General features: G+C 70.9%; 11 protein-coding genes. 6 read left to right on the top strand and 5 right to left on the bottom strand.

The genetic code is table 11. The features are described from left to right. Positions 1-19 precede the first annotated feature (19 nt). The 5 genes from ACIO3S_RS17755 to ACIO3S_RS17735 all read right to left on the bottom strand — a co-directional run bounded on the left by ACIO3S_RS17755 (position 20) and on the right by ACIO3S_RS17735 (position 8,359). A complete protein-coding gene (locus ACIO3S_RS17755) occupies positions 20-3,118 on the bottom strand; it encodes a glycosyl hydrolase (protein WP_400466248.1) in 3,099 nt (1,032 codons plus the stop codon). A gap of 23 nt (positions 3,119-3,141) precedes the next feature. Continuing rightward, the gene (locus tag ACIO3S_RS17750) at positions 3,142-4,623 is read right to left on the bottom strand and encodes a rhamnulokinase family protein (protein ID WP_400466245.1); all 1,482 of its coding nucleotides are present in this window, start codon (positions 4,621-4,623) and stop codon (positions 3,142-3,144) included. Beyond that, positions 4,620-6,650: a bifunctional aldolase/short-chain dehydrogenase gene (locus ACIO3S_RS17745; RefSeq protein ID WP_400466242.1), complete on the bottom strand. Its 2,031-nt coding sequence runs from the start codon at positions 6,648-6,650 to the stop codon at positions 4,620-4,622. Before ACIO3S_RS17745 ends, ACIO3S_RS17750 begins: the two co-directional genes overlap by 4 nt. Positions 6,651-6,657: 7 nt before the next feature. Continuing rightward, entirely contained in the window at positions 6,658-7,827 is a 1,170-nt protein-coding gene (gene rhaI, locus ACIO3S_RS17740) for an L-rhamnose isomerase (RefSeq protein ID WP_400466239.1), read from the bottom strand. 193 nt (positions 7,828-8,020) lie between these two features. Continuing rightward, entirely contained in the window at positions 8,021-8,359 is a 339-nt protein-coding gene (locus tag ACIO3S_RS17735; protein WP_400466236.1) for an L-rhamnose mutarotase, read from the bottom strand. 138 nt (positions 8,360-8,497) lie between these two features. Between ACIO3S_RS17735 and ACIO3S_RS17730 the strand changes: the two genes are divergently transcribed. From ACIO3S_RS17730 to ACIO3S_RS17705, 6 genes are all read left to right on the top strand, one after another. Next, the gene (locus ACIO3S_RS17730) at positions 8,498-9,541 is read left to right on the top strand and encodes a LacI family DNA-binding transcriptional regulator (protein WP_400466233.1); all 1,044 of its coding nucleotides are present in this window, start codon (positions 8,498-8,500) and stop codon (positions 9,539-9,541) included. Positions 9,542-9,625: 84 nt separating this feature from the next. Further along, positions 9,626-10,648 carry a LacI family DNA-binding transcriptional regulator gene (locus ACIO3S_RS17725; protein ID WP_400466230.1) on the top strand — a complete coding sequence of 341 codons (1,023 nt, stop codon included), beginning with the start codon at positions 9,626-9,628 and terminating at the stop codon, positions 10,646-10,648. A gap of 232 nt (positions 10,649-10,880) precedes the next feature. Continuing rightward, a complete protein-coding gene (locus ACIO3S_RS17720; RefSeq protein ID WP_400466227.1) occupies positions 10,881-12,032 on the top strand; it encodes a Gfo/Idh/MocA family protein in 1,152 nt (383 codons plus the stop codon). Beyond that, positions 12,029-13,213, top strand: coding sequence for a dihydrodipicolinate synthase family protein (locus ACIO3S_RS17715; protein ID WP_400466224.1), 1,185 nt, complete (start codon positions 12,029-12,031; stop codon positions 13,211-13,213). Before ACIO3S_RS17720 ends, ACIO3S_RS17715 begins: the two co-directional genes overlap by 4 nt. Continuing rightward, positions 13,210-14,061 (top strand): sugar phosphate isomerase/epimerase family protein, encoded by an 852-nt coding sequence (locus ACIO3S_RS17710; protein WP_400466221.1) that lies wholly within the window; start codon positions 13,210-13,212, stop codon positions 14,059-14,061. The genes ACIO3S_RS17715 and ACIO3S_RS17710 overlap by 4 nt, the downstream gene beginning before the upstream one ends. Further along, positions 14,061-15,182, top strand: a complete 1,122-nt coding sequence (locus tag ACIO3S_RS17705) for a glycerate kinase (RefSeq protein ID WP_400466218.1) — start codon at positions 14,061-14,063, stop codon at positions 15,180-15,182. The genes ACIO3S_RS17710 and ACIO3S_RS17705 overlap by 1 nt, the downstream gene beginning before the upstream one ends. Positions 15,183-15,221: the final 39 nt, after the last annotated feature.

Below are 15,221 nucleotides of genomic sequence, written 5' to 3'. Positions count from 1 at the left end.
CGCGACCGGGACACCGCGCTCATCCGGCCACCACCTTGTCGACGTAGGGCACCAGGCGCACCGGCCCGGCGAGCCCGTAGCTCTGCCTGCTCGCCACGCCGTAGACCGACGGGGTGACGGTGCGCAGCCGGTTGAGCAGCGTCGAGGCCACCTCGATCTCGATCGTGTTGGAGCCGGGGACCAGGGCATGGCCCAGGTCGACCACCGGATCCATCGGGTCGCACGGCGCCAGCAGCTCACCGTTGACGCGCACCCGGAAGGTGTCGTTGACCTCGCCAAGCTCGAGGTAGGCGCCGTCCTCCGCGGTCCAGTCGGTGCCGAGGTCGATGCTCGTGCGGTAGCGGCCGATGCCGGAGGCGTCCTCCAGGCCGGCGACCTTCGACCAGGACTGTGGCGCCGCGAGGTCGCTGGTCACGACCTCCTTCGTCGTGGCGAGGTCCTTGGGGTCGGCCGGGTTGGCCGGCTTCCAGTCCTCGAGCGCGAGGGCCCAGGACTGGGGCGTCACCGGCTCGTGGACCCGGTCGACGGCGACCTTCACCGTCCGGCCGTCGGCCTTGGTGAGCTCGAAGGTGCCGGCGGTCGTCGTGCGCAGCGCGACGTTGGCGCCCCGCGCCACCACGGCCTGGCCAGCGGTGGCGACGGGGAGAACAGAGCGGGCGACGCCCGCGCCCGGGGCCGCGAGAGCGACCACGGTGGACTGCCCGGGAACGAGGTCGACCCGCACCCGGACCCGGTCGTCGGCACGCTCGTAGGCGGCGATCCGGGTGACCTCGCCGGTCCACGCGTCCAGCAGCCACGGCACGGCGGCGCGGTCGGTGGCGGTCAGCCAGACGTCCTGCTGCACCGGGTTGAGCCGCCGGTTCTCGGCGTGCCGGGCGTTGGCGAGGTAGTAGAGGTCGACCTTGCCGGTGACGCGCCGGACGTGCATCACCGTCGAGTCGGCGTGCTCGACGTCGCGTACGACACCGAGCGCGGCCAGTGCGTTGCCGACCTCGGCCTCGGGGACGGTGCGGGTGGTCGGCAGGGCGCCGATCTGGGCCATCAGCGAGCGCACCTCGGCGGTCGCCGCCTCGCTGTCACGCCCGGCGACGGTGACCTGCGACCAGTCGCCGATGAGGACGATCGGCAGGCCCTTGCGGCCGAGTGCGAGCAGCCGCTTCGCGCCGTCGATCTCCATCGTGAACGCGTTGCTGCGCAGGTTGTCGGGTCCGACGACGACCGCCTTGTAGGCCGGACCGTCCGGCGCCAGGCGGCCGTTCGCGACGTCGACGCCGTCGAGCGCGAGCAGCGAGGCGCTGACGAAGGAGTGCGACCAGCCGAGCTTGGTGCCGTTGTTGGTGATCCACTGCGGGCCGATGCCGGTCGAGGCCCAGCCCTTGTGGCGCCAGAACGCGACGTCGTACTTCGGGGTGCCGGTCTGCAGCACCAGCTGGGTGCGGGCGAGGTAGGCGGCGATGCCGGGGATGTGCTGCCACTGCGGAGTGCGTGGTCCCCAGGCCTCGCCGAAGCCGATCGCGCCGTTGTAGTAGGGCGAGAAGGCCGCGAAGCCCGGCCAGGTGACGTCGGGCGCCTTCGCGTAGGGGAAGCCGTGGATCATCAGCTGGTTCACGCCGGCGACGAAGATGCTGTTGATCGTGAACAGCGCCTGGTTCTGGGCGGTCGGGCTGGTGCCGTTGGCGCCCCAGGTCGTGTTGTAGGCCGCGCCGTTGTAGCAGATCGCCTCGCAGGAGAGGACCGTGTGGCCGGCGAGGTCGCGGCCGGCGGCCATCACCCGGTAGTCGTCCAGGTTCTTGAAGCCCAGGGACTCGGTCTCCGGTACGTCGACCACGGCCGAGTGCTGCATGGTGTCGGTCTCGAGGCCGTAGGGCTGGATCCGGATGCCCATGCCGAGCGTCTTCGCGAACTCCTGCATAGGGCGCAGGTGGTGGTCGCGGTAGAGGTCGGAGAGCACGATGTTGTAGTCGTCGCGGATCTCGTTGGTACGCAGGTTGTCGGCGATGGCGGGGTCGGTGGCCGCGATCGAGAACTGGTACTTCTCGTCCTTCTCCAGCACGAACGGCAGCCACGGCCGCAGGTCGTAGCCGTGCTTCGCCTCGAACTCGTCGAGGAGGTCGCGGGTCCAGATCGTCGCCTCGGTCTCGATCTCGAGGGAGTCCTCGAAGAGGTAGCCGCCCGCGGCCCGCAGCAGCGTACGCAGCTCGCCGTCGAGCACCCGGTCCTGCCACAGGTCGATGACCTTCTGGGCGCCGCGGCGGTTGAAGTGGTCGACCACGTAGGCACGCGGGGAGGTGTGCGGGCCGGCCTCGGGCTCTTGGCCCGAGCCCCGCTTCCAGGTCGCGAGCACGACCCAGGTGGCGCCGGCCGGGTCGGCCGGCGCGGTCCAAATGAGGTGCTCGCCCTCGACGCTTGCGCTGAGGTCGAGGTAGGAGGCGGGGTCGAGGATCGTGCTGGTGATGTTGTTGTTGCGGTCGCGTACGTAGCCGGTGACGCGGTGCGCCTGCACGGTCACCAGCTCCGCGCGGGTCACCGACGACGCCGGCTCCACGACGGGCTCGGGAAGCGCCGCGTCGTAGGACGACCCGGCACCGACGACCGCCTGACCGTGCACGAGCTCGGTGCAGGCGGCGTCGTCGTCCGGGGTGATCGTCGGGACAGCGGCCGGCCACGAGGGGCCGACGGTCAGGTCCACCCGTACGTCACGCTTCGCCGCCTGCGCGAGCGCGGCCTTGACGCCGGCCACCCACGGAGCGGCCCCCCACCCGTGCGTTGCGACGTCGATGTCGATGTTGCGGGCACGCAGGCTGTGGGTGACGTCGGCGACCTCGAGCACGCCGAACCCGGCGTCGGCGACCTGGTCGACCTCCCGCGCGATCTCGACCGGGTCGACGAGGCCGTGCGGCCACCACCAGCGGAAGCCCGCGGCGGTGGCGGTCCCCGGCTTGCGGAACGCCTTGACGAAGGCGTCCGGGAGCCCGGAGGTGGCGGTCGCGGTCGTGGCCCCGGCGGGGGTCGCGGCCGCGGTCGCGGTGACGCCGGCGGCAGCGGTGCCGAGGGTGGCGGCCGCAGTGCCGAAGAGCGCGCGGCGGCTGAGCCGGGCGTTGGAGAGGAAGTCGGTCATGGGGGTGCCTTCGGGGAGCAGGGTCAGGAGATACGGGCCTCTGCGGCGGACCAGTCGAGGCCGTCGCGCGGCTCGAAGCGGCGTACGTCGTAGGAGCGGCGGACCAGGTCCCGCATCGCGGGGAGGTCGGGCAGGTCGGCCCCGAGGGACCTGCCTTGGATCAGTACGTTCCCGAGAGCGGCCGCCTCGACCGGGCCGGCGAGAACCGGCAGGCCGCAGGCGTCCGCGGTGAGCTGGCAGAGCAGCTCGTTCTGAGAGCCACCGCCGACGACGTGGACGACCTCGGGCGAGGTACCCGCGAGGGCGGCCGCGGTGCGGACGTGACGTCGGTAGGCGACAGCGAGGCTGTCGAGGATGCAGCGGGTGATCGCGGCCGGCGAGTGTGGGATCGCCTCGTCGGACTCGGTGGCCAGCGCGGCGATCCGCTCCGGCATCGGGTCGGCCGGCGTGCTCGGGAAGAGCAGTCGCGGGTCGTTGATGTCGACGACCGTACGCAGCGGCTCGAGCTCCGCTGCGGCGGCGAGCAGCGAGCCCAGCTCCGCGCCCTGGTAGCGCCGCTCGCTCCACGAGCGCAGCGACTCCGACAGGACCCACAGGCCCATCACGTTCTTGAGGAAGCGGATGGTCCCGTCGACGCCGACCTCGTTGGTGAAGTCGGCGAGCCGGGCCTCCTCGGTCAGCACCGGCTGGCCGAGCTCGAGGCCGACCAGCGACCAGGTGCCCGAGGAGATGTAGGCGAACTCCCAGTCGCTGCCGGTGTCAGCGGGGACGCCGACGACCGCCGAGGCGGTGTCGTGAGAGCCCACCGCGACCACGGGTACGTCGGTGGTGACACCCAGCTCGTCAGCGACCTCGGGCAGCAGCATGCCGAGGAGAGAGCCCGGGTCCCGAAGGGGCGGGAGGACCCCGTCGGGAATCCCGAGCTCTCGGCACAGGTCGACCGCCCAGGCGCCCTGACGGACGTCGTAGAGCTGGGTGGTCGAGGCGTTGGTGCGCTCGGCGCCGATCGCACCGGTGAGCCAGTAGCCGAGCAGGTCCGGTAGGAGCAGCATCGTCTCGGCGTTGTCGAGGGCGGTGGTGCCGCGCGCCGCGACGAGCTGGTAGATCGTGTTGAACGGGAGCTGCTGGATGCCGGTGGTGCCGTAGAGGGTCGCCGCGCCGATCTGGGCGACGACCTTCTCGGCGATCCCCTCGACGCGGGCGTCGCGGTGGCTGAAGACCTGGCCGAGGAGCTGGCCGTCGTGGTCCAGCAGCCCGTGGTCGATGGCCCAGGAGTCGATGCCGATGCCGTGCAGCGGCCCGGTCCGGGCCACCTCGCGGATGCCGGCGAGCACCTCGCGATGGATGCCGAGCACGTCCCAGAAGAGCGATCCGCGGACACGTACCGCGCCGTTGGGGAAGCGGTGCAGCTCGTCGAGCTGGACCCGGTCGCCACCGATCCGGCCGGACATGACCCGGCCGGAGGTGGCACCCAGGTCGACTGCGGCGACGCGTATGTCGTTCATCGCAAGAAGGCGGCGGCGACACCGGCGTCGACGGGGACGTGTAGACCGGTGGTGTGGGTCAGGTCGGGGCCGCAGAGCACGAAGACGGCGTTGGCGATGTTCTCGGGGAGCACCTCGCGCTTGAGCAGAGTGCGCTGGGCATAGAACTTGCCGAGCTCCTCCTCCTTGACCCCGTAGACCTCGGCGCGCTTGGCGCCCCAGCCGCCGGCGAAGATGCCGGAGCCCTGGACCACCCCGTCGGGGTTGATGCCGTTGACCTTGATGCCGTGCTCACCGAGCTCGGCGGCCAGGAGGCGTACCTGGTGGGCCTGGTCGGCCTTGGCCGCGCCGTAGGCGACGTTGTTGGGCCCGGCGAAGAGCGAGTTCTTCGAGGAGATGTAGACGATATCGCCGCCCATCTCCTGCTCGATCAGCACCTTGGCGGCGGCCTTGGAGACCAGGAAGGAGCCCTTGGCCATCACGTCGTGCTGGAGGTCCCAGTCGCGCTCGGTGGTCTCCAGCAGCGACTTCGACAGCGACAGGCCGGCGTTGTTGACGACCAGGTCGACACCGCCGAAGGCGAGCACCGCGGCGTCGAACATCGCCTGCACGGCGGCCTCGTCGGAGACGTCGGCGGCGAGACCGACAGCCACATCGCTGTTGCCGATCTCTTCCGCCGCAGCCTGGGCTTTGGCGAGATCGAGGTCGGCGATCACGACGCACGCGCCCTCGGCGGCCAGCCGCTTCGCGGTGGCCTTGCCGATGCCGGAGGCGGCGCCGGTGACCAGCGCGACCCGGGTCGCCAGGGGCTTGGGGGCGGGCATCCGCTGGAGCTTGGCCTCCTCGAGCGCCCAATACTCGATCCGGAACTTCTCCGACTCGTCGATCGGGGCGTACATCGAGAGCCCCTCGGCGCCGCGCATCACGTTGATCGCGTTGACGTAGAACTCTCCCGCGACCCTTGCCGTCTGCTTGTTGCGGCCGAAGGAGAACATGCCGACGCCGGGGACCAGGACGATGAGCGGGTCCTTGCCGCGGATGGCGGGGCTGTCGGCATCGGCGTGGCGGTCGTAGTAGCCCTGGTAGTCCTCGCGGTAGCTGACCGCGAGCTCCTTGAGCCGGGCGATGCTGTCCTCGACGGAGGCCGTGGCCGGGAGGTCGAGGACCAGCGGCTTGACCTTCGTACGAAGGAAGTGGTCGGGGCACGAGGTGCCGAGCTCGGTCAGGCGCGGGTGGGCCTCGCGGGCCAGGAAGTCGAGGACCACCTCGGAGTCGTTGAAGTGGCCGACCATCGGCTGGTCGGCCGAGGCGATGCCGCGGATCGTGGGGGCGAGCGCAGCCGCCTTCGTACGCCGCTCGGCCTCGGCCAGCGGGCCGTAGCCCTCGAGCGCGGGCCCGAACGGCTCGGCCTTGCTGTGCTCCTCGATGTAGGCGGCGGCCGTGTCGATGATCCAGAGCGAGTTCTTCTCGGCCTCCTCGCTGGTGTCGCCCCAGGCGGTGATGCCGTGGCCACCGAGGATGCAGCCGACCGCCTGCGGGTTCTTCGCCTTGATCTCGGCGATGTCGAGACCGAGCTGGAAGCCGGGGCGGCGCCACGGCACCCAGACCACCTGGTCGCCGAAGATCGTGGTGGTCAGCGCCTCGCCGTCGGCGGCCGTCGCGATCGCGATGCCGGAGTCGGGGTGGAGGTGGTCGACGTGGGCGGCATCGACGAGGCCGTGCATCGCCGTGTCGATCGAGGGAGCCGCGCCGCCCTTGCCGTGCAGGCAGTAGTCGAACGCGGCGACCATCTCGTCCTCGCGCTCGACGCCCGGGTAGACGTCGACGAGCGCGCGCATCCGGTCGAGCCGGAGCACCGCGAGGCCGCTCTCCTTCAGGGTGCCGAGGTCGCCGCCGGAGCCCTTCACCCAGAGCAGCTCGACGTCCTGGCCGGTGACCGGGTCGGTCGCGGTGCCCTTGGCGGAGGTGTTGCCGCCGGCGTAGTTGGTGTTCTTCGGGTCGGCGCCGAGGCGGTTCGAGCGCGCGATCAGGTCTTCTGCAGTGGTCATGAGTCTTTCAGTTCCATCCAGCCTGGGTGCCGCCGATTCGGGCGGCTTCGATCTGTTCCTGGTAGCCGCTGGCCAGGTAGGCGCGCATCGGGTTCGCGGCCAGGCCACGGTCCTCACGCCACCCGCCGAGGTCGGCGCGTACGTCGGTGTAGAAGGCGTCCATGAAGATCTCGTTGGCCAGGAGTACGTCGCCGTCCTCCTGCGCCGCGGTGAGAGCGTCGGTGTCGAGGAGGAGCGCCCGTGCGGACATCTCCTGGACGTTGAGCACGGACCGGATCTGGCCCGGGATCTTCTTCTCGATGTTGTGGCACTGGTCGAGCATGAAGGCGACCCCGCCCTCGGCCACGGGCTTGAACCCACCGCCACGGACCACCTCGACGAGGATCCGGAAGAGCTGGAACGGGTCGGCCGCACCGACGATCAGGTCGTCGTCGGCGTAGAAGCGGCTGTTGAAGTCGAAGGAGCCGAGCTTCCCCAGCCGCAGCAGCTGCATCACGATGAACTCGATGTTGGTGCCGGGCGCGTGATGGCCGGTGTCGAGGCACACGACGGCCCGGTCGCCGAGGGCGCTGACCTGGGCGAACGAGGTGCCCCAGTCAGGGACGTCGGTGTGGTAGAACGCCGGCTCGAAGAACTTGTACTCGAGCACCAGGCGCTGCTCCTCACCGAGGCGCTCGTAGATGGTCGCGAGCGACTCGGCGAGCCGGTCCTGGCGGCCGCGCATGTCGGCCTGGCCGGGATAGTTGGAGCCTTCGGCGAGCCAGATCTTCAGGTCGCGCGAGCCGGTCGCGTGCATCACCTCGATGCACTCGAAGTGGTGGTCGATCGCCTTCTGCCGGATCTTCGCGTCGGTGTGGGTGAGCGCACCGAGCTTGTAGTCGTCGTCCTGGAAGGTGTTGGAGTTGATCGTGCCGAGCGCGATCCCCTGGTCCTCGGCGTAGGAGCGCAGGGCCGCGTAGTCATCGACCTTGTCCCACGGGATGTGCAGCGCGACGCTCGGCGCCAGGCCGGTGAAGCGGTGAACGGTGGCCGCGTCGGCGACCTTCTCCTCGGGGGTGCGCGGTGTGCCCGGGGTGCCGAAGACCTTGAACCGGGTCCCCGAGTTTCCGTAGGCCCACGAGGGGACCTCGATCTCAAGGGCGGCCAGGTCGCCCGAGATCTGGTCGAACGTCGTCATCGGAGAGCCTCTCTGTGTGCGGTTGAAAGGTTTCAAAGCGCGAATCCGACGTTAGTGGCGCACGTCACTTGCGTCAAGAGGAGGACGGCTTTCGTTGCGTTTCAGTTCCGCGCCGACCCTCGCCGAGTCGGCGCGTCCTGACCGCAACCGTCGCCGAGTCGGCGCGTTAGAACGCGCCGACTCGGCGAGGGATTCAGGCGCGACCGAGCTGGTCCTCGAGGTGGAAGACCTCCTCGAGGCGGAGGAAGCCCTCGTCGGGCGCGACACCGTCGAGATCTTCGAAGAACTCCGCCATCTCCGCCTGCCAGCGGGCGTTGACCTCGGTGGCCGCCATGCCCGCCTGAGCAGCCTCGATGGAGGGGGTCTCGACGTAGCCGATGAGCAGGCCGTCGGGGCGCAGGAACAGCGAGTAGTTGTGCCACCCGGTCTCCGCGAGCGCCCGGAGCATGTCGGGCCAGACCGCCGCATGGCGCCGCTTGTACTCCTCGATGCGCTCGGGCTTGACCTGCAGCTGGAAGCAGACGCGCTCCATGACGACCTCCGATGAAACGATTTAGGCACGGACGCTAATGAGCATGTCCGACATCGGTCAATCCCGGTAGCGTCCTTCCTCGTCACCAGCGCCGCCCACGGCCTATGCTGCGATTGAACGTTTCAGGAAGGAGCCCAGGTGGCGATCACACCAGGTGCGGGTACACCGCGCAGCGCCTCGGTCAAGGATGTCGCGGCCACCGCAGGCGTCTCCCTCGGCACGGTGTCCAACGTGCTCAACCGCCCCGACCGGGTCAGTCGGACGACACGCGAGCGGGTCGAGCGCGCGATGGCCGACCTCGGCTTCGTGCGCAACGAGTCGGCGCGCTCGCTGCGCACCGGCAGCACCCAGTCGCTGGCCTACGTCATGCTCGACGCCGGCAACCCGTTCTTCACCGATGTCGCCCGTGGCATCGAGCTGGCCGCCGAGGCGGCCGGGCTCTCGCTCTTCCTGTGCAACAGCGACGGCCGTTCGGCCCGCGAGGGCGCCCATCTGGCCCACCTGCAGCAGCAGCGGGTCCAGGGCATCCTGATCACCCCGGTCGACCCCGACGACCCGCAGCTCGACCAGCTGATCGAGCGGGGCACCCCGGTCGTCATCGTCGACCGCACCCGGGCCGGGTCGTCGTTCTGCTCCGTCGCCGTCGACGACGTCCTGGGCGGCCGCCTGGCCGTCGAGCACCTCATCGACGCCGGCCACAAGCGGGTGGCGTACGTCGGTGGGCCGGAGTCGATCGGACAGGTCCGCGACCGCGGCGAGGGCGCCCGGCAGGCCTGGGCCGAGGCCGGGCTGCCGCCGGAGGATCTGGTCGTGCTCACCTGCGACGCTCCCACCGTCGCCTCCGGCCGTGCCGCCGGCGAACGGCTCGTCGGGCTGCCCGCCCGGCGCCGCCCCACCGCCGCGTTCTGCGCCAACGACCTGCTCGCGCTCGGGCTCCTCCAGCAGACGATCTCCAGCGGCCGGACCGTGCCCGGCGACCTCGCGATCGTCGGCTACGACGACATCGAGTTCGCCGCCGCCGCTGCCGTACCGCTCTCCTCCGTACGCCAGCCCCGCCAGGACCTCGGCCGCCGCGCCGCCGAGCTCCTCCTCGACGAGGTCGGCGACCCCGCCCACCAGCACGAGCAGGTCGTCTTCACGCCGGAGCTCGTCGCCCGCGCCTCCACCCTCGGACGCCCCTGACCGCCGAGCCGGCCGGAGCACGAGCGGGCGTACGTCTTCGTCGGATGCCTTAGGCTCCAGGATCGGAAGCCGAAGGAGAGTCAGTTGGCCGGAGAACGCGCAGCGACGCTGAGCGATGTCGCCCGCGAGGCAGGGGTCTCGCTGGCCACCGCGTCGCGCGCGTTGAACGGGAGCGACCGGGTGGTGCGCCCCGAGCTGCAGGAGCGGGTCCTGGCCGCGGCGAACAAGCTCGGCTACACACCCAACGCCAACGCCCAGGCCATGGCGCGCGGATCGACCGAGACCGTCGGGCTCCTGGTGAAGGACATCTCCGACCCCTACTTCTCCACCATCGCCGGCGGTCTGGCCGACGAGGCCGAGAAGCACGGCCTGCTGGTGATGCTGTGCAACACCGGCGGCCAGCCCGAGCGCGAGCAGAAGTTCCTGGCTGCGCTGCGGCGCCAGCGCAGCCGGGCGATCGTGCTGGCGGGAAGCGACACGGCCGACGTACGCCACACCAGCGAGATCGCGGACCTGCTGACCTCCTACCTGGACGGCGGCGGCCGGGCGGCCGCGATCAGCCAGCCGCGCCTGCCTGTCGACACCGTCGTGATCGACAACCACGGCGGCGCCAAGGCGCTGGCCGAGCGGCTGGTCGGCCTCGGCTACCGCCGCGCCGCGGTGCTCACCGGCCCCGAGAACCTGCTGGTCTCGGCCGAGCGTCACGCCGGCTTCGCGGAAGGGTGGCGGGAGGCGACCGGCTCGGAGCCGGCGTGCGTCTCCGACGAGTTCAGCCGCGACGGCGGACGCCGGGCGATGACCCGGCTGCTCGAGGAGGGTCCGAAGGTGGACTGCGTCTTCGCGGTCAACGACCTGATGGCCGTCGGCGCCCTCGCCGCCTGCCGGCAGGCCGGCGTCGAGGTGGGGCCCGATCTGGCCGTCGCCGGCTTCGACGACATCGCCACGCTGCGCGACGTGACACCCGGGCTGACCACCGTACGTCTCCCGCTCGCCGACATCGGCAGGCTGGCGCTCGAGCTCGTCCTCGGCAAGCCGTCGGCGGAGCTTCGCAAGCGGTCCGTCCACGGCGAGGTCGTGCTGCGGGAGAGCACTCCCCCGCGTACCTGACACACCCCCGACTCGGCGCAACTGTCCCGAGAACCGGCGCCGAGTCGGCACTACGCCATGGACCAGACGCGCCGACTCGGCGTTCCTGGCTGAGACAGACGCGCCGACTCGGCCGGGTTGAACGCCGGCTCGGCGGAACACCCTCTTGCGACGGCCATCACATTTGCCATACCGTATTGGAAAGCGCTTTCCCCACGCTTTCCCGCGATTCCAGCAGACGAGGAACCCTCACATGGCCACACGACGGCTCGGCATCATCATGAACGGCGTCACCGGACGCATGGGCTACCGCCAGCACCTGGTGCGCAGCATCCTGGCGATCCAGGAGCAGGGTGGTGTCGAGCTCTCCGACGGCACCCGGATCCTGCCCGACCCGATCCTGGTAGGACGCAATGCCGAGAAGCTCCAGGACATCGCCAAGGAGCATGGCCTGGACCGTTGGACCACCGACCTCGACGAGGCCCTCGCCAACGCCGAGGACACGGTCTACTTCGACTCCCAGCTGACCAACGTCCGCGAGGTCGCCATCACCAAGGCGGTCGCGGCCGGCAAGCACGTCTACACCGAGAAGCCGATCGCCGACGACGTCGAGGGCTCGCTGCGCCTGGCGCGTCTGGCGGCCGACGCTGGGGTGAAGAGCGGCGTCGTCCACGACAAGCTCTACCTCCCCGGCCTCCTCAAGCTGAAGCGGCTCGTCGACTCCGGCTTCTTCGGCCGCATCCTCAGCGTGCGCGGCGAGTTCGGCTACTGGGTCTTCGAGGGCGACCTGCAGCCCGCCCAGCGGCCGAGCTGGAACTACCGCAAGGAGGACGGCGGCGGCATCACCACCGACATGTTCCCCCACTGGAACTACGTCCTGGAGAACCTCTTCGGCAAGGTCGAGGCCGTCACCGCCCGGGTCGTCACCCACATCCCCGAGCGCTGGGACGAGAAGGGCGCGCGCTACGAAGCCACCGCCGACGACTCCGCCTACGGCATCTTCGAGCTCGAGGGTGGGATCGTCGCGCAGATCAACTCCTCGTGGGCCACCCGGGTCAACCGCGGCGAGCTGGTCGAGTTCCACGTCGACGGCACCCACGGCTCCGCCGTCGCCGGCCTGCATCACTGCGTCACCCAGGACCGCAATCTGACCCCAAAGCCGGTCTGGAACCCCGACCTCGTCGAGTCGATCCAGTTCCGGGACCTGTGGAACGAGGTCCCCGACAACCAGCCCTTCGACAACGGCTTCAAGGCCCAGTGGGAGCAGTTCATCCGCTACGTCGAGGGCGACGGCGAGCACCCCTACGACTTCATGGCGGGGGTCCGTGGAGTGAGGCTCGCCGAGGCCGGGCTCACCTCGTCCGCCGAGGGCCGCCGGATCGAGCTCGGAGAGATCCAGCTGTGACCTCCGTACGCCTCCCGCTGCCCGACGGCGGCACCGAGCTCTACACGCTCGCGGCCCCCACGGAGTGGACGAAGCCGAGTGCGCCGTTCACCTCCCGCACCGCGTACGCCGCCGCTCACGTCGTCCCCCGCACGCTGGCCGAGAACGTCCCCGGCGCCCCCGCGGACATCGACTGGGACCGCACCCTGGCCTACCGGCACGAGCTGTGGTCCTACGGTCTCGGCGTCGCCGAGGCGATGGACACCGCCCAGCGCGGCATGGGCGTCGACTGGACCGCCGCGGCCGAGCTGATCCGCCGCTCCGCCGCCGAGGCGGCCACTGTCGGCGGGGCGATCGCCTGCGGCGCCGGCACCGACCAGCTCTCCCTGTCCGCTGTCCCCGAAGGCAGACAAGGCCTGGCCACCGTCATCGACGCCTACCGCGAGCAGATGAAGGTCGTCGCCGACACCGGCGCGACCACGATCGTGATGGCCTCGCGCGCGCTCGCCCGTGTCGCTCGCAGCGCCGAGGACTATGCCGAGGTCTACGCGACCCTCCTCGACGAGGCCGAGAGCCCGGTGATCCTGCACTGGCTGGGCGACATGTTCGACCCGGCGCTGGCGGGTTACTGGGGCTCGTCCTCGGTCGAGGAGGCGACCGAGACCTTCCTCGACGTGATCCGGGCCCGTCCCGGCAAGGTCGACGGGGTCAAGGTCTCGCTCCTCGACGCAGAGCACGAGGTCGGGCTACGCCGGGCGCTGCCCGGCGGCGTACGGCTCTACACGGGGGACGACTTCAACTACCCCGAGCTGATCGTCGGCGAGGGGACCGAGGAGGGCGAGTTCTCGCACGCGCTGCTCGGCATCTTCGCCGCGATCTACCCGGCCGCCTCGGCCGCACTGCAGGCGCTCGACGACGGTGATCCCGAGACGGCCAGGCAGCTGTTGGAGAGCACCCAGGCGCTCGGCCGCAAGATCTTCGAGGCGCCGACCTACTACTACAAGACCGGGATCGCGTTCCTCTCCTGGCTCAACGGCCACCAGCCCGGCTTCTCGATGGCCGGCGGCCTGCACACCGGTCGCTCGGTGCCTCATCTGGCCGAGGTGTTCCGGCTCGCGGACGTGGCCGGCCTGCTGACCAGACCCGACCTCGGGGCCGCACGCATGCGCGCCTTCCTCACCGTGCAAGGAGTCGACCAGTGACCGACGGCATCACCGGGCTGGAACGCCTCTCGCTCAACACCAAGACCACCAACTCCTGGACCCTCGCCCAGGCCGTAGACGGAGCCGCTCGTGCCGGCATCCCCGCCCTGGGGCTGTGGCGCGACCGCGTGCACGAGGCCGGGCTGGAGAAGGCCGCCAAGCTCGTACGCGACGCCGGGCTGCGCGTCTCATCGCTCTGCCGCGGCGGCTTCCTGACGGCGTCCGACGAGACGGGAATCGCCGGCGCGCTCGAGGACAACAAGCGGGCGATCGACGAGGCCGCGACGCTGGGCACCGACGCGCTGGTGATGGTCGTCGGCGGTCTTCCCGGGGGCGACGTGGACCTGGCCGGCGCTCGGGAGCGGGTCGCCGAGCGGCTCGCCGAGCTGGCCCCGTACGCAGGTGACCACGGCGTGAAGCTCGTCCTGGAGGCGCTGCACCCGATGTACGTCGCCGACCGCGCGGTCCTCTCGACCCTCGGCCAGGCACTCGATCTGGCCGCGCCGCACCCGATCGACGCGGTGGCGGTCGTCGTGGACACCTTCCACGTCTTCTGGGACCCGGACATCGCGGCCCAGATCGAGCGGGCCGGCGCGGAGGGCCGGATCGCGGCGTACCAGGTCTGCGACTTCAACCTGCCGATCCCCGCCGACGCGCTGCTGGCGCGCGGGATGATGGGCGACGGCGTCATCGACTTCGCGTCGATCACACGGATGGTTGCCGCGACCGGCTACACCGGCGACGTCGAGGTCGAGATCTTCAACGAGGCCGTCTGGGCCGGCGACCCCGACGACGTGCTCGCCACCATGGCGCAGCGCTACCGCGACCTCGTCCTCCCCCACCTGTGATGCCGGCTCGTCGGGTCGTCATCGCCTGCGACAAGTTCAAGGGCTCCCTGACCGCAGGCGAGGTCGACGAGGCGGTGGCCGCCGGGATCCTTGCCGCGAACCCCGGGACAGAGGTACGCATCGTGCCGATCGCCGACGGCGGCGACGGCACCGTGGCGGCACTGGACGGCGCCGGCTTCGACCTGGTCGCGGTCCAGGTCGCCGGCCCGACGCTCGAGCCGGTGGCGGCGCACTACGCGGTTCGCGGTGACCTGGCGGTCGTGGAGCTCGCCGACACATGTGGGCTGCTCCGGCTGCCCGGTGGCCGTCTCGCCCCGCTGACCGCCTCCTCACGAGGTCTCGGTGAGGCCGTGCTCGCCGCCGTCGACGGTGGTGCCCGCACGGTCGTTCTCGGCCTCGGCGGGAGCGCCAGCAACGACGGCGGGGCGGGGATGCTGCGTGCCCTCGGCGCACGGTTGCTGGACGCATCCGGGGCCGAGGTCCCGGAGGGCGGTGGATCGCTCGGCAGCCTCGCCGCGATCGATCTCTCCGGCCTCGACCTTCGCCTCCAGAAGACCGAGATCGTGGTCGCCTGCGACGTCGACAACCCGCTGCTCGGCCCCCGCGGCGCGGTCGCCACCTTCTCCGCGCAGAAGGGCGCCGGTCCCGCGGACCAGGAGCTGCTCGAGGCAGCCCTGACGACGTACGCAGCCGCCGTCGCCGAGACCACCGGACGCGATCGCGCCGAGATCGTCGAGGCGCCCGGCGCCGGAGCAGCCGGCGGCGTCGGGTTCGCCGCTCTCGCGGTGCTCGGCGGGCGGGTCGAGCGCGGTGTCGAGCTGCTGCTCGGCCTCGTCGGCTTCCACGAGGCCCTCGCCGGTGCCGACCTGGTCGTCACCGGCGAGGGCTCCTTCGACCATCAGACCCTGTCCGGCAAGGCACCGATGGGCGTGCTCCAAGCTGCCCGCGAGGCGAACATCCGCGCCGTCGTCGTCTGCGGCCGCACCACCCTCTCCCCCATCGAGGCGGAGCAGGCGGGGGCCGCCCAGGCACGCGCGCTCACCGACCTCGAGCCCGACCCTGAACGCTGCATGACGAACGCCGCCGAGCTGCTCTCACAGCTCGGCGGCGAACTCGGGTAACACGTCGTTCGTAGTTCTATCCGGTCGTTCCGATAGGGC

The sequence above is a fragment of the Nocardioides sp. NPDC087217 genome (genome assembly GCF_044744805.1).
Classification (GTDB): domain Bacteria; phylum Actinomycetota; class Actinomycetes; order Propionibacteriales; family Nocardioidaceae; genus Nocardioides.
The sequence above is the reverse complement of the archived record's forward strand: the minus strand, read 5'-3'. Positions and strand labels throughout refer to the sequence as shown.

What these genes read in the sequence shown, in the direction of transcription:
- rhaI (WP_400466239.1), bottom strand. Translation starts at nt 7,827, where the DNA reads ATGACGACGTTCGACCAGATCTCGGGCGACCTGGCCGCCCTTGAGATC.
- ACIO3S_RS17720 (WP_400466227.1), top strand. Translation starts at nt 10,881, where the DNA reads ATGGCCACACGACGGCTCGGCATCATCATGAACGGCGTCACCGGACGC.
- ACIO3S_RS17750 (WP_400466245.1), bottom strand. Translation starts at nt 4,623, where the DNA reads ATGAACGACATACGCGTCGCCGCAGTCGACCTGGGTGCCACCTCCGGC.
- ACIO3S_RS17735 (WP_400466236.1), bottom strand. Translation starts at nt 8,359, where the DNA reads ATGGAGCGCGTCTGCTTCCAGCTGCAGGTCAAGCCCGAGCGCATCGAG.
- ACIO3S_RS17745 (WP_400466242.1), bottom strand. Translation starts at nt 6,650, where the DNA reads ATGACCACTGCAGAAGACCTGATCGCGCGCTCGAACCGCCTCGGCGCC.
- ACIO3S_RS17755 (WP_400466248.1), bottom strand. Translation starts at nt 3,118, where the DNA reads ATGACCGACTTCCTCTCCAACGCCCGGCTCAGCCGCCGCGCGCTCTTC.
- ACIO3S_RS17705 (WP_400466218.1), top strand. Translation starts at nt 14,061, where the DNA reads ATGCCGGCTCGTCGGGTCGTCATCGCCTGCGACAAGTTCAAGGGCTCC.